Source organism: Tateyamaria algicola, from assembly GCF_047715485.1.
GTDB lineage: Bacteria > Pseudomonadota > Alphaproteobacteria > Rhodobacterales > Rhodobacteraceae > Tateyamaria.
In genome coordinates, this window is sequence record NZ_CP180422.1 from 2,903,316 (window position 1) to 2,924,994 (window position 21,679).

The following is a 21,679-nucleotide window of genomic DNA, read 5'->3' on the forward strand; positions in this document are numbered from 1 at the left end:
CTAAGTGTGAAAAACAGTATTAAAGTGACAACTAATCCTGATTTTCAGAGGTATCATGACAGTTTCCCTGAGGGCGATGACCTATTTCACGACCGCCTTGCGACACAAGAACATTGCCAAGGCCGCGGCCGAGCTGAACATCGCAGCCTCTGCCGTGTCGACGGCGATTGATCAGGTCGAGGCCGCGTTTGACCTCACCCTGGTCACCCGGCAACGGTCCCGCGGTATTCAGGCCAACGCAAGCGGCCTTGCCGTGGCGCGCAAATTTGAGCGTTTGCTGGAAGATTATCATGCGATCCTCGCCGAGGGGGCCGATCTGAAACAAGCGCTCGGCGGTACGCTGCGTATCGGGTACTACGCCCCGATTGCGCCCGCCTTTCTTCCTGCAATCTTGTCCTCATTTGTGCCGGATACCAGTGAAGTCGAACTGCACCTCGATGAATGCGACAATGACAGCGCCCAAGAAGGGCTGCTGAACGGGACCTATGACGTGATCCTGTTTGTCAGTGAGGATGTGCGTCCCTCCATCGCATTCGATGTTCTGATCGAAGCGCCTGCCTATTGCCTCGCGCCTGCGTCACATCCCCTGGCCACCCACTCCGCCGTCACACTTGCGCAGATTGCTCAGGAACCCTTGGTCGTTCTCAACCGGCCTGTGGCCGCGGCCTACTACCGCAGCCTGTTTGCCGCGCAAGATCACGAGGTGTCCGTTGCCGCCTATGCCAACTCGACCGAAATGGTGCGCAGTTTGGTCGGTGCGGGCCGAGGATGCGCTGTCTTGAACATGCGGCCGTTGATCTCGACCAGCTATGGCGGTGCTGACGTGGTTGAATTACCCATTTCCGATCCGCTGCCGCCGCTCACGCTGTCCGTGGCCTACGACACATCGCGCCCCCGCCGACTGGTCCGTCACTTCGTTGACGCATGTCGTGCGCATTTTGGAAGTGGTGGGTTGGATCGGTGCATTGTCGCGCAGGGTCAGCACCGACGCCCCACATAGACTTAAACGCAGTCGGCTCTTCCGAGTCACGCAATGTGACCCCCAATGCATCTTATGCGGATCAATTGGATGCGAGCGCAAAGCCGGTGCCAAGCGGCCTCCAGGCGAGCAGCGTCAACAGCGCGGCACCAACCGCCGCGACGACGAATGGCGTCACCAGTGCAACCTCACGCGCTACAGTCGTTTCCGCCCAGCTGACGACCAACCCGGAAAGAAGCAGGCCAATCGGCATCATGCCCCAGGCCAAAAGCCGGTAGATGCTGTTTACCCGGCCCAGCAGGGCATCGGGTATGGAACGCTGCCGATAGGATACGGACACCGTGTTCCAGATCAGACCGGTAAATTCGAACGCAGCCAGCACGATTGCCAGAACGATCCCGTTTGGCGCGAGCGGAATGGCGACAAAGGCCACGGCTGAGGCCAGTGTCATCCACTGCGCAGACGCACCCGGACCCATTCGCGCCACAACCCGGTCTGCAACCAGACCTCCCGCAATTCCGCCGACAGCACCCGCCGCGAGGATCAAACCATAGGCCCAAGCCTCAAGCCCCAGGCTTTCCTGCACGTAGAGGATCAGGGCAATCACGACCATCTGGTGCAGTAGGTTCCAAACGCCTGTGACAACGGCAAGAAGGCGCAGCAGCGGCGCATCACGTAAGAACGCCAGCCCCTGGCCCAACTCCTTGCGCCAATCGCGGGCCTCGGCGCGTGCTGGTTTGAATTGGCCCTGCAAGCCGATCATCAGCACCACAGCCAGCGCAAAAGCAGCAGTATTCAGGGCAAAGGGCAGCCAGATCACCCAGGCAATCAGAAACGCGCCGAGCGCAGGGCCCAACAGCGAATTTCCGACCAGCTCCACGCTCCACAGCCGCCCGTTTGCGCGCTCCAGCTGATCATGTGACACGATGGCGGGCAGCATCGTCTGTGCTGCATTGTCCCGGAACACCTCGGCCGTGCCGACCAGGACCGCACAGCCCAAGAGGGCGGCAAACAAAACCGGCATGTCCGTGCCATCCGTGGCCGGTGGTGCAAAGGGCAGAGAGGTCAGAACCACCAGCGCCGCAGTGCCAAACGCCAGCGCACGCACAACATCCATCGCCAGGATCAAGCGTCGTCGATCCACGCGGTCGGTCACGACACCCGCAGGCAGGGCAAACAGAAACCACGGCAGGCGCAGCGCGATGGGCATCAGGGCGATCAAGATCGGATCGCGGCTGAGAAGAGAGGCGACCCAGGCCCAGACCACCACCGCAATCCCGTCGGCGAGGTTGGTCATGCCGCTGGCGAGGATGAATTTGGACAGCTGACCCGATCCCAGGAATGTACGCATATGAAGGCCCAATCTGTGCATCCGGTGTGTGTTCTGCCCTGTCTAGCGCCTCAAGCACACTTGAGGTCAACAGCAAAAGGCCAACTGTTTCGCGGCACGCCTCCTGTGCGATGTCGCTGATGTCAACAGCCGTTTCCCAAGGTTGCACATGCGCATGGCAGCGCACACCCCAATGTCCCGGTTTGGCGCGCATTGACTCGCAGCGTCCCGCCCATCGCCCGGAAATCGGCGCCCAAATCGACCGGCAGCAGGACGACGCCATTCGAAATCCCGAAACAGGCGAATAAGCACTGACAAATCCACCCTGCATTGTGAAAGTTCAACCCTTGGTTACGCTGGATGAGGCGCAGAACTGACTGCGCCAATCGACCATCTCAACCCAAACAGGAGTACAAGACACATGTCCGAAAAAGCCCAGAAATCAGCCGCCGAGACATCCGCTCCAACCCAGAAAGACGAGTTCGAAGTGCTGATGAAGAGCTCGAAGTCCCCCTATGAAGACAGCCCGCGCCAAGACGTCGGCCACTAAATCAAATGTGCCGACCCCGAGCGCATCGGGGTCGGCATGCCACGGCAGAAAAGGGGGGCTGCTATGTCGATAGCGCAATCATTGGACCGGGCGGTCAGCAAGGCGCTTCAGTCGCGAAAAACCGAGCCGCGATACCGCATATTCAAGAACACCGGGCTGGATTACGTCCTGTGCCGCAAGATACCCGAAGTTTGGGAACGTGATGCCGGTGCATCCTATGAACAGCTTGCACAGATTGCGGGCCCCAAGACCTGTCTGGCCGTCAACGACATTGCGGCGTGGGACGCGGAACTTGGCCTGCACATCCGGCGCGCCCTTGATGAGAGCGGTGTACTCAACCGGTTTTCGAACCCGCGCATTGTCGACACCTACACATTCATTTCCGCGTCATCCGGCTGGACCCCATTCGGGGCCCATGTCGATTTCGAGCATTCCATCATCCTCGGGGCTGGTGGCGCGCAGCGCACGATTTACACATGGGACATTGGTGAGAACATCGGCCAGCTCAAGGAAGATGCGTCTTCCTTCCTCGGGCTGTCTTTCGACTATGCGGACCGTCTGCGCGATGCCAAGCGTTTGGATCTGAATCCGGGCGATCAGGCCGTGATTGAGGCGCTGGAGGGCCACGTTTTCTATGCGGGCGGCGGCGGCATGTTTGTCGGCATCAGTTGCGTCGAGGGTGATAAGGCAGCGGAGGACTATAGCCCGGCCCTTGCCCCCACCAAGGATTTCGAAGTCCCGGAGTTTCTGAACGCGCGCAGCACCGACCCCCTGAGGTGGTCGGGTGCGGCGGAAATCCATGAGGACAGCGTCGCCAGCGGCAACCTCAGGTTCATGGCGCGGCCAGAAGCGGTCAGCGTCGCGCGCGAGATCAAGAGCGTGCTGTCCCGCAGCCCGACGCCGACATTCCAGACATGCGTGAACCACTTCAAAGGAGAACCGGTAAATGTCCCAGCCCTTGTTAGCTCATGCGCCAGAATCGGCGCCGTTTACGTGTCATGAGGCGCTCGACCAACTGAACGACGGCATCAATGCGCTCAGCCTCGGGATCGCAGGTGGGACATATCAGTTTCGCAGCGCAGTCATTCCCGAGGATGCCTGCCGTGTTCTGACCCAGCGTATTTGCGACCGCATCCTGCATGTCGGCGCCTCGCGGTTTTCACTGCGCCTGTTGCGGGACAAGAAGGATTTGCATCCCGCGGCCTTCCTGAATTGCCGCACCGGGGATGGGCTGATCGATCATGTCAGTGTGAAGGACGGCGTGGTCAGTTCGGTTCTGAACGGGGGCGGCACGCTGGTGTTCGATCACAGTCAGGAACATTTCACCGAACTCCAGATCATCCAGGAAAACCTCGAGGCGCTGCTGGGCTGTCGCTGCTGGATACAGTGCTATGTCACCAAGTCGCAGGATACAGCCTTTGGCATGCATGGCGACGACCACCCCTTTGTCATCGTGCAATTGGCCGGGACGAAACGCTGGCTGCACGGGAATCCGTCCGATCCCGGCACGACAACCGACCGTGCCGAAGTGTTGTATCAGCCGGGTGACATTGCATTCTATCCGCGCGGAGAGCAGCACAATGTGCATGGAACGGGCGAGTTGTCCGTTCACCTGACTGTCGCATTTGACGGGTTTGGCGGAGCGCTGTTCAACGACCTGCCGCACGCTGCCAAACTGGCGGCCTTGACGCCTCGGCTGGGCACGAGCCTGCCCTATTCCATCGTTGCCAACTCGGTCCGCCCGGAAACGACGATCCGGCTGGCCTATAGCTGTTTGCCCCCTTTGTCGGGGCGCGGAGACGGGTTCGTGGTGCTGGAAACCGAACACAGCGAAATCAGAATTCCGGCAGATTTCGAAGAGGCGCTGACCTGGATCACCACACGGCGCAAGACATCCTGCGAGGACATCGCTACCCGCTTTGATATCGACGTCGAAAGGTGCGTGAAATTCGTGGAGTTCGGCCTGCAAAACCATTTGTTCCTGACCGGGCTCGGAGAGTGAGCCCATGCGGCAGGTGAGGGATAGTCTGGTCGCCCTGAGGGCGTCTGATTTCAGGCTATTGGCAGGGGCCAGTCTGATATCGGGGGCCAGCCGCGCGTTGATCCCGATCGCTTTTGCGGTGGAAACCGTCCGGGTCGAGCCGCAGGGCTGGGGCATGGCGTGTGTTCTGGCTGCGCTCTGGGCTGGTCGGTTTCTGGGGCTGCTCGCCTACAAGCGCGTTGGCTTTCGGTTTCACGCCTTCGCCATCATGATCGCGGCGGCCCTTGTCATGTGCCTGGCCCAGGCGGGCCTGTTTGTCTGGATATCCCTTAGCGCCAACAGCATTCTGGCGATGTCGGTATCGGCCTTTGTCTACGGATTGGCGGCTGCATTTTACTTTCCCTCGATGTTTGTCGCCATTCCGATGGTCACCACAAAATCGAACCGGACACAGGCCAATTCTGTCTTGTCGGTGATCGGGGATGTTTATGCGATCATTGGCCCGTTGCTGGGCGTCTCGCTGGTCCTGGTGTTCGGATTCAACCTTGTGCTGGTGTTCGATGCAGTGACGCTGTTGCTTGCCATGTCGTTGGTCAGCATCTTGTACGCCTCACACAGAACGGTCGTATCCGAGGGTGCTGAAAAGCCTGACAACGACAAGGCAATGATCAATGCTGCGGGCACCGATGCGTTGCCGTCCTGGACCTATCTCGGCTTTCTCAGCTGGTTCTTTTGTGCGGTGGCCATCGGCCTTGTCGGCGCGGCTGGGCCGACCATGATCATGGCCCATCACTCGGCCACGGCCTGGGCTCTGGTTGCGACGGCCATGGCCGTTGGCTCGCTGATCGGATCTGCCGCCTCGCTGATGGGGCTGGCGCAGCGCGTGTCCTGGCCGCTCTTGCATGGTGCCTGCGGTGCGGGTCTTGCCGTGCAACTGTTCGTCGTCAGTACGCCCGTGACGGTCTGGGCCGTGTGTCTTGCGGGCTTTGTCGGGGCAGCAACGGTGACGGCCAGCGGCATACGCTGGGACACGCTGGGGCAGTCCTGTTTCACAGGCAAACGGCTGCACAGCTTCGCATCATACGATCAGTTCGCGAACACGGCTGGTATCCCCATTGGCATCATCCTGTTCGGACTGTCGGGCGTACTGGACATCCGTGCGCTGGCGATTGCCGGGGTCGGCTGCCTCGCCTTTATCTTCGTGATCCCCGTGCTGGTCGGGTTTGTGCGCGAAAACGGGCTGCACGAACCCGCCCATCCGCCGCCTCTGGTGCCGGAACCTCAACCCTGAGCCGCACAGCCCCAGCAAACCCTTAACGGAGAACAGCACATGCATGTCCTTGATGAGGTCAGCGAAACCCTGGAACGCGATGGCGTTCTGATCCGCGAGAACCTGCTGCCACAGGCCCTGTTCGAGATGCACCGCGCCCGCGTGGTCGAAAGCTGGCGCAATGGGGGCGATTGGGAAACGCGGATCAAGGTTGGCGATGACAACCGCATTCTGCCCCGCCAGCCGGACAGTGCCATGCCGGGCATTGCCGAGCAGGTCCGTCAGCGCAGGTCGGACAGTGGCTTTCAGTACCTGTATCACTCCATGCATCAAAGCAAGGACAGCCAGGGCGTTGTCCTCCCGATTGTCGAGGATGTGCGGCAGGCCTGGCGGGCAGAGCTGGCCCAGATTGCGCCGGCGGCGGAAATGACCAGCTTTGCGCTGACAAGTTTCAATCCGGGTTGCTTTCTCGATGCGCACAATGATCATAGCGAAAGCGACAAGCCGTTCGCGGTGACGCTGTTGTTATATTTCGGATCGCAAGATGTCGAGGACAGCGGTGGCCTGGTCTTTAACTATCGTGGGACAAAACAAGTGATTCAGGCCCGGGCCAATGTTGGTGTTCTTTTCGTACCGTCCCCGGAGACGGAGCATTGGGTAGATCCTATTCCAACGGGTGCCGGTGCGCGGCTTGCCTTGTCGGGCTGGCTGCTTTGACGGGCACTGCCCCATGACGTCCCCGTCAGATTGGGCGTCTTTGCAGGGTCAGCTTGAATGTGCCGCGTGCCTTTATGGCGCGGATGGCGCACATCGTGTTGCCGCATGGTTCACGCAAGAAGAGGGCCGCGTTGACGATCCCGACTTTGCCCGACTGTTCTCGGATCACATCAGCTTGCCGGGCATTGTGCCCCTCGACTTTGCTCATCGTCATGTGAACACGCGCAAGGGGTCGTTGATTGGGGGCATCCGGTTTTACGGTCAAGACGTCGCGCGCCCCTTTGTCGAGGTCATTGCCCACGATTTCGAAGATGTTCAGGCGCTTGCGCAGGTCGTTGCGGGCGAATGGCGTGCCTTTGCCCCGCAGCGCCTGCGCCTTCAGGTGACGCCCGGCACACCGCTGCCACAGGCTGCCGCGTTGGACATGAGCCTTTATGCGGCCCGCTATCGTGATCTGTGCGCCCCGTCACAACAGGTGCAATTGGGGGCCTTTGACACGGCGGAACAGGCTATGGATCTTGTCGAGCAACGGTTTGAGGTGATGGCACAGCAAGATCCCAACCTGCGCCGCAATGTCTCTCCCATCACGACGGACGCGCTCAACGAGATGTGGCAGGCCGGGCAGGTCCACAAGATCACGGCCGCCGGGCAAGGCACGGTCGGCTTGATCGCCATAGCGCCAGGCCAGATCGGTTGGGTCGAAGGTGACGAGGTCATCGAAGAGGTTGTGGCGATTGACCATGCAGGTCATGGCTATGCCGCTGCCGCTCAATACGCGCTTTCTGCCGTGAACAGCCACAAGCTGCACACCTATCTGATCGGCACAATCGACGGCCTGAACGTGGCCTCGCGTCGGTCTGCCGAACGCGTCGGACGCAAGCGGATCATGGACTACGCCTTTCTGCCTTTGGACCTGTCGCCCTAAACGGCAGCGACCCACACCATCTGGTAGGGTTGGAGCGTCACGCGGCCATTGTCTAACGCGACGCGCGCTTGGGTCAGCAGATCGGAATGACTGGTGCCGGTGTCCAGATCCAGGCCTGAGATATCCACGTCTTTGCGATGAGGTGTGAAATTCGCAATGCAGGTCACCGTGCCCTCATCCCCCAACCGGGCAAAGGCGAATATGCCAGTGGTTGGCACGTCCAACACCCGTGTCGGTACATAAGAGGCCAAGCGCGCGCAGCCCTTGCGGCGCTGCATGATCTCCTGAACGCGGAGGAAGATACGGGCCGCAGTCCCCTTGCCCGCCGCCGCCGCGTCTGCGAGGGGCCAATCCATGACCGGGCGCTGCATCCAGCGTCCATCATCTGCATGGTCAGGCATGTCGAGATATCTGTGATCGTTCAGCAGACCCAGCTCATCCCCCATGTAGATCAAGGGGATACCGCCAAAGGACGCGATCAGGGCAAAGCCAAGTGCGATCCGATCAATGGCCAGATCCACGGCGCGCGGGTCATCAGCCTCCAGCGCACGCTCCAGCCCCGCAAGGCTGGCGAAACTGCCATTGGTGCGCCGGTCGCCCGTTTCGGGGTTCGACTGGAAATCCGCGCCACGGGCAAAGCTGCCTGCAAAACTGCCGTTGTAGAAGTCGGCGAGGAAGTTGCGGTGATCCGGCGCGGTCATGTCGGGGATATGGTCCGCATCCTCCTCGGTCACCGCCCAGCCGATATCGTCGTGGCAGCGGATGTAGGTCGCAAAACAGGCGCGCCGAAGGCTTTCGGGGAAGTGGCTGCGCAGCACATGGGTCATCAACCGCGTGTCCTGCGACGCGAGCGACGACCAGAACTGCACCATCAGGCTGTTGTGATAGGCAAGCTGGCTTTCGCGCCCCGCATGGGTGCCGGTGCCCAGGTACGGCACCAGATCGGCGGGGCCGACAATCGCCTCGGCCTTGTGGATGACCGCGGGGGCGGCCACGCGTGTGGCCTGGGTCAGGATTTGCAGCAGGTCGTGGACCTGGGGCAGGTTCTGGCACCCTGTCCCCATCTCTTTCCACATGAAGGCCACCGCATCGAGGCGGAACACATCCACGCCCTTGTTCGCCAGAAACAGGATCGTATCCAGCACGGCGAGCAGCACTTCGGGGTTTTCCCAATTCAGGTCCCATTGGTATTCGTTGAAGGTGGTCCAGACCCATTTGCCCATGTCCGGGTAATAGGTGAAGTTGCCCGGCGCCTGTTCCGGGAAAATCTCGGTCAGCGTCTGTTCGTACTGTTTGGGCAGGGTGTCATCGTCGAACATCCGGTAGAACGCCTGATAGAACGGATCGCCTGCGCGTGCCTTTTGCGCCCATTCGTGGTCTTTGGCGGTGTGGTTCAGAACCATGTCGATACAAGTGCTGATCCCGGCGGCGCGCAGCATCAGGTTGGTGTTCTGAAACTCGGCCATAGTGCCAAGGGCCGGGTTGATCTCGCGGTAGTCCTGCACCGCATAGCCGCCATCATTGGCCCCCTCGCGCGGCTTCAGGCAGGGCATCATATGCACATACGTCACGCCAAGGCTTTGCAGATAGGGGATATGGGTCGGCACGTTGTTCAGGCGGCCCGCGAACTTGTCGATGTAAAAGATATAGCCGACCATCTCCTGTGACAGGAACCAGTCGGGGTTCAGGTCACGCTCAAGATCGAGGGCGCGCAGGCTGGCGCTGCGCTGTTTCCAGTGCTTGAGCAGCAGTGCCTGCATTCGGTCCAGCAACTCTGTGGGCACATGCGCGCGCCCAAACAGGCGCGTCACCGGGCCAATCAGGTCCTTGCGCCCGCGCTGCCAGCGCAAATCGAACAACTGTTGGTTCGATATTCCGGGACGGCGCTGGCCTGCCATGTCAGGTGATGACGTCGGGCGCGGTCCGGCCCGTATGTGCCTTGATCCCGATCACGTCCTCTGCCGCCGCGATTACATCGGCCAGGGCGGCTTGGGGGTCGAGGTTCAGCTGCTCGGTGTCCAGCTTTTCCAGATACAGCCGCAAAGTCGCGCCGCTCGTGCCGGTCCCCGACAGGCGCACGACAAATCGCGCGCCACCTTCGAACACAACGCGCACGCCCTGCTTTTCCGACCGGCTGCCATCAACCGGATCAAGGTAGGCGTAATCATCCGCCGCCGCGACTGTCAGTGGGCCAAAGGACTGGCCCGCCAGCCCCGCCAGCGACGCGCGCAGGGCGCTCATCAGTACATCTGCCTTTTCGCTCTCGATGGCCTCAAAATCGTGGCGCGAGTAATAGTTGCGCCCAAAGCGCGCCCAGTGGTCGGCCATGATCTGCGGAACGCTCTCGCCCGTCGCGGCCATGATGTTCAGCCACATCAACACGGCCCAGACGCCATCCTTTTCCCGCACGTGATCGGACCCGGTGCCAAAGCTTTCCTCGCCGCACAGTGAAACGCGGCCATCGTCCATCAGGTTGCCAAAGAATTTCCAGCCCGTGGGTGTCTCATAGCACTGCAACCCCATCGCCTCGGCCACCCGGTCGACGGCGGCAGAGGTGGGCATGGAGCGTGCAACGCCCTTCAACCCGTCCTTGTAGCCCGGGGCCAGATGCGCATTGGCCGCAATCACGGCCAGACTGTCCGACGGGCTGACATAGCAATTCGGGCCGACGATCATGTTGCGGTCGCCATCCCCGTCCGAGGCAGCACCAAAGCCGGGGGCATCATCGCCCATCATCTCGGCCATCAATTCGTGCGCCCATGTGGGGTTGGGATCAGGATGCATGCCGCCAAAGTCGGGCAGGGGGGTGCCGTGGGTCACGGTGCCCGCAGGAGCCCCCAGCGCATCCTCGAGGATCGCGCGCCCGTAGGGGCCGGTGATCGCGCACATCGCGTCAAAGCGGACATCCACGCCGCCCGCAATCATCGCGCGGATGGCGGGGAAATCGAACAGGCTTTGCATAAGGTCCACATAGGCTGCGACCGGATCGACGATGTTGACCTGCATATCGCCCAGCTTGGTCACACCGATCTGGCTCAAGTCCACGGGATCGCCCTGCCAGATGTGATAGGAGTCCAGTGTCTTGGTCCGCTCGAAAATGGCGTTGGTGACGCCTTCGGGCGCGGGGCCGCCATTGGGCATGTTGAACTTGATCCCGAAATCCTCGTCGATGCCACCGGGGTTGTGGCTGGCCGAGAGGATCACGCCGCCATCCGTCTGCATGGTGCGGATCAAGTTCGATGCGGCAGGCGTCGACAACAACGCATTCTGGCCGACAATCGCGCGCGCTGCCCCGTTGGCGGCGGCCATGGCAAGGATTGTTTGTGTGGCCACATCGTTGTGAAACCGCCCGTCGCCCCCCACGACCAGCACCTTCCCCTCGACCCCGCCGATGCCGTCAAACATCGCCTGCACGAAATTCTCGAGGTAGTGTTCGTCCATGAACACGCGCGTCTTCTTGCGCAGACCCGATGTGCCGGGCTTCTGCCCCTCGATAGGTGCGGTGGCAATCGTGGTCTTGGTCATGTCAAAATCCTTCTAGGCAATGGGGGTCAGGGTAAACACACAGACAGACGCCGCAGCAATCGGCACCGTGTCGCCGTAAATGCACAAGGGCCCTTCGACCGGGGCAGCGGTGTCGAGGATCTTTTCCCAGGTCTTGTCCGGCACGCAGGGCGGCAGGGTCACGTCAATCCCCGCGCCATTGTTGAACAACAGAAAGATCACGTCATCCGAGGCCGCATAGGACGGCGTGGTGGACGAGGTGCGCAGCTCTACACAGATCGCCTTGGTCGCCGTACTTTCCCACTGCTCGCGCTTCGGGGGCGTGCCGTCGGGCAGACGCCAGAACACATCCGGCTTGCCATCCTTGCTGCGCGGGCGCGAATGCAGGAACCGTGTCTGGCGCAACACCTTGTTGTCGCGGCGCAGCTTGGTCAGGCGGCGCACAAAGGTCAGCAGCGCATCGTCCGCCTCTGCCCAGTTGACCCAGCCGAACGGGTTGTCCTGCCCAAAGGTGTTGTTGTTGCCCGCCTGAGAATTGCCGATCTCGTCCCCCGCCAGCAGCATCGGTGTGCCTTGGGACAGGAATGCCGTGGCCAGGAAATTGCGCTGGCGCTGCGCGCGGGCCGCGTTGATGGCCGGATCGTCCGTTGGCCCTTCGACACCCATGTTGTCTGAATAATTGTCGTCCTTGCCGTCACGGTTGTTTTCGCCATTGGCCTGATTGTGCTTGCGGTCATAGCTGACCACATCGCGCAGGGTCATGCCGTCGTGACAGGTCACAAAGTTAATCGAGGATGTGGCGGCACGGCCCGAATGGTCGAACGTATCTGCACTGCCGGTCAGACAGCGCCCCAGTTTGCCTGTCAGGCCCGCATCGCCGCGCCAGAACTTGCGAATGCCATCGCGGAATTTGTCGTTGTATTCCAGAAACGGATGCGGCCAGTTGCCCAGTTGGTAGCCCCCGGGGCCCAGATCCCAGGGCTCTGCGATCAGTTTGACCTTGTTCAGCACCGGATCCTGCCCGAGCGCGTCAAGGAAGCCGCCATTGCGGTTGAACCCTTCGGTCTCGCGCCCCAGAACGGTGGCAAGGTCAAAGCGGAAGCCATCCACATGCATGACCTCAACCCAATAGCGCAGGGAATCCATGATCATGCGCAGCACCATGGGGTGACGCACATTCAGCGTGTTCCCGGTGCCCGTGTCATTGACGTAGTGGCGCCCACCATCCAGCAAACGGTAGTAGGACTTGTTGTCGAGCCCGCGGAAGGACAGTGTTGGCCCCAGATGGTTGCCCTCGCCCGAGTGGTTGTAGACAACGTCGAGGATCACCTCGATCCCGGCGGCATGAAAGCGGCGCACCATCGCCTGAAACTCCCAGATCCCCGCCTGATCCATATAGCGCGGCTCGGGTGCAAAGAACCCGATGGACTGGTAGCCCCAATAGTTGCTCAAGTTGGCATCGACCAGAAACTTGTCATCCAGAAACGCATGGATCGGCATCAGCTGTACGGTGGTCACGCCCAGTTTCACCAGATGGTCCAGCACAGGCTCGCTCGCCATGCCAAGGAAGTTGCCGCGTTGTCCGGGGCGCAGGCCGGGAAACTCGGCTGTCATGCCCTTGACATGCGCCTCGTAAATCAGCGTCTCGGAAAGGCTGATCTCGGGCGGCGCGTCCGTGCCCCATTGAAAGCTTGGGTCCACCACGACCGAGCGCGGGACGTAAGACGCACTGTCGCGTCGATCAAAACTCAGATCGCTCGCCTTGGCTCCGATCGTGTAGCCCATGATCGCATCGTTCCACGCGATATCGCCGATCAGGCGCTTGGCATAAGGATCAAGCAGCAGCTTGTTCGGGTTGAAGCGGTGCCCGTTCTCGGGGTCGTAAGGCCCATGCACGCGGTAGCCATAGGCGGTGCCGGGTGTGAGCCCCGCAATGTAGATGTGCCAGACGTCGCCGTCCCGTTCCATCAGCGGGATGCGCGCAATCTCGATCCAGCCGTCATGATCGAAGAGGCACAGTTCCACCCGCTCTGCATGTTCGGAAAACACCGCAAAATTGACGCCTTCGCCGTCAAAGGTTGCGCCAATGGGCGACGGGCGCCCGGCAGACATGGAATGGTTCTTGAGGGACTTTGCAAGGTTATGTTGCGCTGCGATGTTCACCGATCAGACTCTCATAAAGGGCGGCATAGGCCGCTGACGAGGCCTCCCACCCCAATGCCTGCTTCATTCCGCGTTTTTGCAGCCGGGTCCAGCCCGATTTGTCGGAAAACAGGGTGATCACATTGCGCAGGCACTGGGCCAGCGCCATTTCGTCGATGGGGTGGAACTGGAACCCCGTCGCGACACCGGCCGATTGCGCCATCGTGTTGGCGTGGATCACGCTGTCAGCCAGACCGCCCGTGGCGGCAACAACCGGCACTGTTCCATAGCGCAAACCGTATAGTTGGGTCAGGCCGCACGGCTCGAACCGCGAGGGCACCAGCACCACGTCGCCACCCCCGAACATGCGGTGCGACAGGGCCTCGTCATAGCCGATGCGCAGGCCGACCTTGCCCGGATGGTTGCGCGCCAACACGCGCATCTGGTCCTCGATCAGCGGATCGCCGCTGCCCAGAATGGCCAGGCCCCCACCCGCGGCCACGAACTGGTCCGCCGTCGCTGCCACCAGATCCATCCCCTTTTGCGAGGTCAGGCGGCTGACGATGATGGCCAGCGGTCCGGTCAGACCGGACAGACCGAATTCGGACATCAGTGCCTTGCGGTTTGTCGCCTTGCCCTTGAGTGAGGTGGCGGAATAGGGAGTGATCTGCGCATCCGTCTGGGGGTTCCACACGTCCATGTCGATGCCGTTCAGAATGCCGCTCAACCGGTCGGCGCGCGCGGCAACCACCCCCTCCAACCCCATGCCGAACTCGGCCCGCATCAACTCGGACGCATAAGTCGGGCTGACGGTGGTGATTGCATCCGCATGGACCAGCCCGGCCTTGAGCGTGCTGATCTGCCCCCAGTATTCGAGGCCCTCGGAGGTGTAGGCCGACAGCGGCAGGCCCATCGTGCCCAGCATTGCCGCAGGCGCAAGGCCCTGAAAGGCGATGTTGTGGACAGTCATCACGGTGGCCACGTCCTCGCATCCCAGTTGCGCAAGGTAAGTGGGCGCCAGACCCGCCTGCCAGTCATGCGCGTGCAGCACCTCGGGGCGCCAGCCATCGCTCAGCCCCTCAGCCGCAATTTGCGCGGCGGCAGAGGACAGCGCGGCAAAGCGCAGCGGGTTGTCGGCAAAGTCGGTCGGATTGCCATATGGCCCGCCGGGACGGTCATAAAGATGCGGTGCATCGAGCAGCAACACATCGACACCGCCCGCCGTGCCAGCAAGCACGCGGGCCGGGCCGCCCATCAGGTCGTCAAAGGTAAACACCGCCGTCTTGGCCGCCGCCTGCTTGATCAGCCCCGGATAGGCTGGCAACAGCGTGCGCATCTGCCAGCCCTGACCGGCCAGCCCGGCGGGCAGGGCCCCCGCCACATCCGCAAGGCCCCCGGTCTTGATCAGCGGCACACATTCGGAGGTGACGGACAGCACACGGCGCATCGGGCTAGTCCAGCGCCGCCGCGCGGGCGTCCAGCATCGCCTTGGTGATCAGCACGACACCCTCATCGGTGCGGCGGAACCACTTGGCGTCTTCTTCTGCATCCTCGCCCACGACCATCCCCGGCGGGATGACACAGCCGCGATCCACCACGCATTTGCTCAGCCGCGCATCGCGCCCGACCTCGACATAAGGCAGGGCGACCACCTGGTTCATAGACGAAAACGAATGGCTGCGCACGCCGGTGAACAGCAGGGATTCACTGATTTCGGAACCCGAGATGATACAGCCCCCCGAGACCATGGATGATACAGCCATGCCGCGCCGTTTCTCCTCATTATGGATGAACTTGGCCGGGGGCACGCTTTCGGCATAGGTCCAGATCGGCCATGAGTTGTCATAGAGGTCCAGGGGCGGTGTAAACTTGGTCAGATCGATATTGGCGCGCCAGAACGCATCCACCGTGCCCACGTCGCGCCAGTAGGGTTCGGTTTCCAGACCCGACTGCACACAGCTGTCTTCAAACCGGTGCGCCAGGGCTTTGCCGTTCTTGACGATCTGCGGAATGATGTCGTTGCCGAAGTCGTGGCTTGAATTCGGATCGGCCATGTCCTTGAGCAGCAGATCGCGCAGCAATTCCCAGCGGAACACGTAAATGCCCATGGAGGCGAGCGCGTGATCCTCATCCCCGGGGATGCAGGGCGGATCGGCGGGTTTTTCGAGGAATGCGGTGATACGGTCCTTGGCGTCGCAATGCATCACGCCAAAGGCCGTCGCCTCCATCCGGGGCACGGTCAGACAGCCGATCGTCACATCCGCACCCTCGTTCAGGTGCTGCTGCAACATGATCTCGTAATCCATCTTGTAGATGTGATCGCCTGCCAGAACGACAATGAAATCAACGCCGTAGCTGTCGATGATGTCTATGTTCTGCGCGACGGCATCTGCCGTGCCAAGATACCATTTCTCGTCATTCATGCGCTGCGATGCGGGCAAGATGTCGAGGTATTCGTTCCGCTCGGCCCGCAGGAAACCCCAGCCGCGCTGGCAGTGACGGATCAGGCTGTGGGCCTTGTACTGCGTGGCAATGGCCATTTTGCGGATGCCGGAATTCAGCGCATTGGACAGGGCGAAATCCACGATGCGGGTCTTACCGCCAAAGTACACGGCAGGCTTGGCGCGGTTGTCTGTCAGCTCTTTGAGCCGACTGCCGCGCCCCCCGCCAGCACAAAGGCCATGGCGCGGTTTGACAGGCGCTGGTTTGGTGTCGGTTTCATGTCTCGTCCTCCCCTTCAATCAATATGACAGCCGATAACGGGGGCAGCGTGACGTTGGCGGAACAGGGCTGGCCCATCCACTCCACATCCTCGGCGCGCACTCCTCCCAGATTGCCACGCCCGCCGCCGCCATATTCGGCTGCATCGGTATTCAACGCCTCGCGCCAGTATCCGGTTCCGGGCAGGCCCACCCGGTGATCGGGCCGCTCGACTGGCGTCATGTTTAGGATCACGATCGCGCGCGGCTCATCCCGGTCGCCCATGCGCTGATAGACGTAGATCGAATTTTCCACGTCCCCGCCATCGACCCAGGCAAAGCCGCCGGGCTGCGCGTCATTGCGATAAAGCGCCGGTGTGGCCCGGTACAGCGCGTTGAGGTCGCGCACGAGGGCCTGAATGCCCGCATGGGCTGGAGCCTCCAACAGATGCCAGTCAAGACTCTGGTTGTGGTTCCACTCGGCCCGCTGGGCAAACTCCTGGCCCATGAACAACAGCTTCTTGCCCGGATGGCTCCACATGAACCCGTAATAGGCGCGCAGGTTGGCAAATTTTTCCCAATCATCGCCGGGCATCTTGGTCAGCATCGACCCCTTGCCATGCACCACTTCGTCATGGCTGATCGGCAGCACGAAGTTTTCCGAAAACGCGTAGTGGATGCCGAATGTCATCAGGTGGTGGTGGTATTTGCGGTTGATCGGGTCCTCTTGCATGTACCGCAGGGTGTCGTTCATCCAGCCCATGTTCCACTTGAACCCGAACCCGAGGCCACCGAGGTAGACGGGGCGCGACACGCCGGGAAAGGCGGTGCTTTCCTCGGCCACGGTCATGATCCCCGGTGCCTCGCCATAGGCAAAGCTGTTTACGCCCTGCAGAAAGGCAATCGCCTCGTAATTCTCGCGGCCCCCATCCTTGTTGGGCACCCATTCCCCGTCCTTGCGGGAATAGTCGCGGTAGAGCATCGAGGCCACCGCATCCACGCGAATGCCGTCCAGATGGTATTCCTCGAGCCAATAAAGCGCGTTGGAGCGCATGTAGTTTGCCACCTCGCGCCGCCCGAAATTGTAGATCAGCGTGTTCCAGTCCTGGTGGAACCCCTCGCGCGGGTCGGCATGTTCGTAGAGATGTGTGCCATCGAACTGCGCGAGCCCATGTTCGTCCGTCGGGAAATGCGCAGGGACCCAGTCGAGCAGCACGCCCAGCCCCGCCTTGTGCGCGGCCGTGACCAAGGCGCGGAATTCATCTGGCGTACCATGGCGAATGGTGGGGGCGTACATGCCGATGGGTTGATAGCCCCATGAGCCGTCAAAGGGGTGTTCGGTGATGGGCATCATCTCGATATGGGTGAACCCCATGTCGACCACATAAGCCACAAGATCCTCTGCCAGTTCCGTGTAGGACAGCGGGCGGTTGTCGTCGGCCCGTTTCCAACTGGCAAGGTTCACCTCGTAGATGCTGATGGGGGCATCGACCTGATGCTTGGCCTCGCGGTTTTTCATCCACGCGGCATCGTCCCAGTCATGTCCGCCAATATCACGTACAACGGACCCCGTGCGCGGCGGATGTTCGGATCCGAACCCAACCGGGTCAGCCTTCAGCGGCAAATCCTGTCCGCCCGCGCCGCGGATCGCGTATTTGTAAACGTCTCCGGCTTGCAGACCGGGCACGAAAATCTCCCAGATACCCGACACGCCAAGGCGGCGCATCCCGTGGCGGCGTGTGTCCCAGACGTTGAAATCACCCACGAGTGCCACACGCTCGGCATTGGGGGCCCAGACCGCAAAATGCACGCCCTCGACCCCTTCATGCGTGATCATGTGGGCCCCAAGGGATTTCCAGATGCGCTGCATCGACCCTTCGCCAAGAAAGTACAGATCGTCATCCGACAGAACGCGGCCAAACCGGTAGGGGTCGTGGAATGTCCACTCGGCCTCGGCGTTTCGAGCCGTTAGGCGATAGGGTTGTTCCTTGCGAAACAGACCCGTGAACAGGCCGGGGGCGTCCGGGACCGGCAGCAGGGGCGTTTTGGATGATTTGCCGGTGATGCAGGTCACGGCCTCTGCGCCGGGTACAAAGACATTCAGCGCATAGCCATCCGCGTGATCCCGCAGCCCGAGGAACTGAAAGGATTCAGCCAGTCGCCCCTCCAGCAGTGCCGCAATGATCTGCGCCGGTGGGGCGCTGCGCCGGGCAGCCTCTTGCGTATCGGGTTTGGGCATGGTCGGAGTCTGGTCTTTCAATTATTGCACCCAACTGGACAGTGTTAGGCCGTTGGGCGCCGTTCCTTTTGTCAGCCTAACGCAATTTCATCCGCCTGTGCGTCTTTCTTTGACGTCGGCTCAGGCAAGGGGGTCGGCCCCGGTATCCGTCTCCAGATAGGCATAGCCATAGGCGGGCAGGGTGAGCGTGGCGGCCGCCAAAGAACCCGCCATCGGGCCCGTGGCTTGCGCTGCGCCGTTCACTGCAAGGCTTTGATCCGAATCCGAAAGGTTGAAGATACCGGTCAGGCACCGCCCCTCATGGGTGCGGCTGACGGCCAGCAGCGGGTCGGCAACCTTTGGAAAGGTCGTCTCGCCCAGCCGCAATTCACCCCGCGCCTTGCGAAAGGCAAAGGCCGCCCGGTAATGCGCAAGGACAGAGTCGTTCTGCGCCTCTTGCCCGGCAACGGCGCGTGCGGCTTGGGGCGGTTTGACCGGCAGCCAGGGCGTGCCTTCGGAAAACCCGGCATTGGGCTGGCTTGCATCCCACACCATCGGAGTGCGGCAGCCATCTCGGCCCTTGTTGTCTGGCCAGAAGTCGATGTTGCCGAGGTCTGTGACCTCGTGAAATTCGATATCTGTTTCGGTCTGGCCCAGTTCCTCACCCTGGTAGACGCCCAAGGTTCCGGGAAAGCTGATCAGCATGTTGATCGCCTGCTTGGCCACAGCCGCCTCCATCTCGGGCGTCTTGGCCCAACGGGTCACATGGCGCTGCACATCGTGGTTGGAGAATGACCAACAGGGCCAGCCATCGGGCGCATCACGCATGAACCCTTCGATGCAATTGCGGAAATGCTGTGGCGTATGGTCGTGGCTGAGCAGGGCAAAGGAATAAGCCATGTGCAGCTTGTCACTGCCAGAGGTGTATTCGGCCATGATCTCGATCTGGCGCAGTCCGTCCTCGCCGACCTCACCGATCAACATGCGGTCGTCATACTGGTCCAGCAGGGTGCGCAGGCGGCGCAAAACGCCAATATTCTCGGGCTGCGTTTTGGAATGGATATGACGTTGCGCACCATAGGGATTGCCGGGAAAGTCATCGTAATCCGAGGGCGGATTGTCCCGCAACTCTTTGTCATGCACATAGAAGTTGACGGTATCGAGGCGGAACCCGTCCACCCCGCGCTTGAGCCAGAAATCCATCGTTTCCAGCAGTGCATCGACCACATCCGGGTTGTGAAAGTTCAGATCCGGCTGCGATGTCAGGAAGTTGTGCAGATAATACTGGCGGCGGCGCGGGTCGAACATCCAGGCGGAGCCGCCAAAGACGGAGGGCCAGTTGGTGGGGGCGCTGCCATCCTTCTTGGGGTTGGCCCAGACATACCAGTCGGCCTTGGGGTTGGTACGGTTCTGGCGGCTTTCCTCGAACCACGGATGCTGGTCGGACGTGTGCGACAACACCTGGTCAATGATCACCTTCAGGCCCAAATCATGCGCGCGCTCCATCAGCGCATCAAAATCCTCGATCGTGCCGAACAGGGGATTTACGCTGGTGTAGTCGGACACGTCATAGCCCATGTCCTTGTCGGGCGAGGTAAAGAACGGCGACAGCCAGATCGCATCCACCCCCAGCGAGGCGACGTGATCCAGGCGGCGCGTGATGCCGGGCAAATCGCCCACACCGTCCCCGTTGTCGTCCTGAAAGGACCGGGGATAAATCTGATAGACAACAGCGTCCCGCCACCATTCGCGCATTATGTTGGTTCCTTGGCTAGCAATACATCCGCGCACAGCACGCGTGTTAGCGCTAGCTAGCCGCAAGCCTCTCTGCATGACAATAGCCAAAGCGCTTTGATCGGGCTAGTGCGCAACCTGTTGCAGACAAGGCGCGGGTGGGCCTGTCAACCGTGACACACGGTGCTTATCCATACATGATGGTCAGGACGCGCGGCGGGCGACAACCTCGAGGTCACCGCGCGCTGGGGCGCTGTGCCTTACGTCAGCGACGTGCGCATCGCGGCGCAGAAACAGAATGGCAGGGCTGGTGATATCTGCGGCGCGCAGCCGTTCGACCAGATCGGCAGCCGGGCACTCCAGCACCTTCTGATCCGCGCGCTGGGCATTGCTGACCACGGTGACATGGACCGTGTCCAACAGCGCGGCCTCGCGCAGCGCATCCAAAATCTGCGGAGCGGTTTCAACGCCCATATAGACGGCCACATTGCTGCGGGCGTTCAAATGCGCCACCCAATCGGGCCGCTCTGCCGCATCGGCCAGCCGCCCGGTGGTGAGAACCAGCGTATCGGTCTTGCCCCGCTCTGTAAGAAAACCACCCACGGCCGCCGCCGCACCGCTCGCCGCTGTCACACCCGGCACGATCTCGTAGTCCAGTCCGGCGGCGGTCAGCGCTTCTGCCTCTTCCGCGCCGCGCGCGAACACCCCCGGATCACCGCATTTCAGGCGCACGACACGTTGCCCGCGCTTGGCGGCAGAGACGATCACACTGTTGATGCGATCCTGTGGCCAACTGTGACAGCCCGGCGCCTTGCCGACATAGATACGTTCCGCATCACGGCGGGCCAGTTCGAGTACCTGCGGATCGACCAGCCGGTCGTAGAAGATCACATCCGCCTCTTGCAGGCGCTTGACCCCGCGCAGTGTGATCAGATCGCTCGACCCTGGTCCGGCGCCCACAAGGGCGACGGGGGCAGGGGCCGCCTGCGGTGCACCACCCGCTGCGATGGCGGCCTTGATGGCGGCCGCAGCACTGGCATCGCCCGCACGCGCATGGGTGCGGCGCACATCGCCGCCAAAGACCCAAGCCCACAGATCCCGCCGTGCACGGGGCCCAAGGCGTGCCGCTGCATAGCCGCGCAGCCGACCGGCCAGCGCGGCCAGATCGCCCAGACGCGGCTCCAGCGTTTCTTCAAGGCGCGTCTTGATCTGGCGGGCCAGAACGGGTGCGGTGCCTTCGGTGCCGATGGCGACAACCACCGGGTCGCGGTCGACGATGGACGGGGTGATGGCGTCACAGAGGTCAGGCTGATCCACGACATTCACGACGACACCGGCGGCTTTGGCCAGCATGTGCAGGCAGGCATCCTGCCCCGGACAACCCGTCGCGACAAAGACAAGGGCGGCACCGGCAAAGGTATCGGGCGTGATGTTGGCATCGTGCCATAGGATATGGCCCGATTGCGCAAGGCTTTGCAATTCAACGTCCAGAGTAGCGGCGCACACATGAATCTCGGCCTCGGTCTTTAGAATCAAACGGCACTTTTGCGCAGCCTGTTCGCCGCCGCCCACAATCACCACACGGCGGCCCGCCATGGTCAGGAACATCGGAAATGTTTTCATGTCTCAG

General features: G+C 61.6%; 15 protein-coding genes and 1 pseudogene. 7 read left to right on the top strand and 9 right to left on the bottom strand.

All coding sequences use genetic code 11. The annotated features are described in order from the left end of the window. Window positions 1-76: 76 nt before the first annotated feature. Entirely contained in the window at window positions 77-1,000 is a 924-nt protein-coding gene (locus ACMHLQ_RS16720) for a LysR family transcriptional regulator (protein WP_415401835.1), read from the top strand. A 61-nt stretch (window positions 1,001-1,061) separates the two neighbouring features. Here ACMHLQ_RS16720 and ACMHLQ_RS16725 read toward each other — a convergent pair whose 3' ends face one another. After that, window positions 1,062-2,330, bottom strand: coding sequence for an MFS transporter (locus ACMHLQ_RS16725; protein WP_415401837.1), 1,269 nt, complete (start codon window positions 2,328-2,330; stop codon window positions 1,062-1,064). 400 nt (window positions 2,331-2,730) lie between these two features. Here ACMHLQ_RS16725 and ACMHLQ_RS16730 point away from each other — a divergent pair, with 400 nt between their 5' ends. The 6 genes from ACMHLQ_RS16730 to ACMHLQ_RS16755 all read left to right on the top strand — a co-directional run bounded on the left by ACMHLQ_RS16730 (window position 2,731) and on the right by ACMHLQ_RS16755 (window position 7,752). Continuing rightward, on the top strand, window positions 2,731-2,859 hold the full coding sequence (locus tag ACMHLQ_RS16730) for a hypothetical protein (protein ID WP_415401839.1): 129 nt from the start codon (window positions 2,731-2,733) through the stop codon (window positions 2,857-2,859). A 63-nt stretch (window positions 2,860-2,922) separates the two neighbouring features. Then, window positions 2,923-3,861, top strand: coding sequence for a hypothetical protein (locus ACMHLQ_RS16735; RefSeq protein WP_415401841.1), 939 nt, complete (start codon window positions 2,923-2,925; stop codon window positions 3,859-3,861). Then, a complete protein-coding gene (locus ACMHLQ_RS16740; RefSeq protein WP_415401843.1) occupies window positions 3,806-4,861 on the top strand; it encodes a JmjC domain-containing protein in 1,056 nt (351 codons plus the stop codon). Before ACMHLQ_RS16735 ends, ACMHLQ_RS16740 begins: the two co-directional genes overlap by 56 nt. A 97-nt stretch (window positions 4,862-4,958) precedes the next feature. Beyond that, window positions 4,959-6,131, top strand: coding sequence for an MFS transporter (locus ACMHLQ_RS16745; protein ID WP_415401845.1), 1,173 nt, complete (start codon window positions 4,959-4,961; stop codon window positions 6,129-6,131). Between the two features lie 39 nt (window positions 6,132-6,170). Next, window positions 6,171-6,827, top strand: a complete 657-nt coding sequence (locus ACMHLQ_RS16750; RefSeq protein WP_415401847.1) for a 2OG-Fe(II) oxygenase — start codon at window positions 6,171-6,173, stop codon at window positions 6,825-6,827. 13 nt (window positions 6,828-6,840) lie between these two features. Then, window positions 6,841-7,752, top strand: a complete 912-nt coding sequence (locus ACMHLQ_RS16755; RefSeq protein ID WP_415401849.1) for a hypothetical protein — start codon at window positions 6,841-6,843, stop codon at window positions 7,750-7,752. Here ACMHLQ_RS16755 and ACMHLQ_RS16760 read toward each other — a convergent pair. The 8 genes and pseudogenes from ACMHLQ_RS16760 to cysG form a co-directional block, all read right to left on the bottom strand. Continuing rightward, window positions 7,749-9,611, bottom strand: a complete 1,863-nt coding sequence (locus tag ACMHLQ_RS16760; protein WP_415401850.1) for an amylosucrase — start codon at window positions 9,609-9,611, stop codon at window positions 7,749-7,751. The two genes, ACMHLQ_RS16755 and ACMHLQ_RS16760, sit on opposite strands and share 4 nt — an antisense overlap. 40 nt (window positions 9,612-9,651) lie before the next feature. Then, window positions 9,652-11,277, bottom strand: a complete 1,626-nt coding sequence (locus ACMHLQ_RS16765; protein ID WP_415401851.1) for an alpha-D-glucose phosphate-specific phosphoglucomutase — start codon at window positions 11,275-11,277, stop codon at window positions 9,652-9,654. Between the two features lie 12 nt (window positions 11,278-11,289). Further along, window positions 11,290-13,368: a glycogen debranching protein GlgX gene (gene glgX, locus ACMHLQ_RS16770; protein ID WP_415401852.1), complete on the bottom strand. Its 2,079-nt coding sequence runs from the start codon at window positions 13,366-13,368 to the stop codon at window positions 11,290-11,292. 28 nt (window positions 13,369-13,396) lie between these two features. Then, window positions 13,397-14,845, bottom strand: coding sequence for a glycogen synthase GlgA (gene glgA / locus ACMHLQ_RS16775; protein WP_415401853.1), 1,449 nt, complete (start codon window positions 14,843-14,845; stop codon window positions 13,397-13,399). A 4-nt stretch (window positions 14,846-14,849) separates the two neighbouring features. Then, window positions 14,850-16,120, bottom strand: a pseudogene (glgC, locus tag ACMHLQ_RS16780) (glucose-1-phosphate adenylyltransferase). Continuing rightward, the gene (gene glgB / locus ACMHLQ_RS16785) at window positions 16,117-18,336 is read right to left on the bottom strand and encodes a 1,4-alpha-glucan branching protein GlgB (protein ID WP_415401854.1); all 2,220 of its coding nucleotides are present in this window, start codon (window positions 18,334-18,336) and stop codon (window positions 16,117-16,119) included. The pseudogene glgC and the gene glgB overlap by 4 nt, the downstream one beginning before the upstream one ends. Before the next feature lie 120 nt (window positions 18,337-18,456). Continuing rightward, complete coding sequence (locus ACMHLQ_RS16790; RefSeq protein WP_415401855.1) at window positions 18,457-20,070, bottom strand: alpha-amylase family glycosyl hydrolase; 1,614 nt, start codon at window positions 20,068-20,070, stop codon at window positions 18,457-18,459. Between the two features lie 183 nt (window positions 20,071-20,253). Further along, a complete protein-coding gene (cysG, locus tag ACMHLQ_RS16795) occupies window positions 20,254-21,672 on the bottom strand; it encodes a siroheme synthase CysG (protein WP_415401856.1) in 1,419 nt (472 codons plus the stop codon). Window positions 21,673-21,679: the final 7 nt, after the last annotated feature.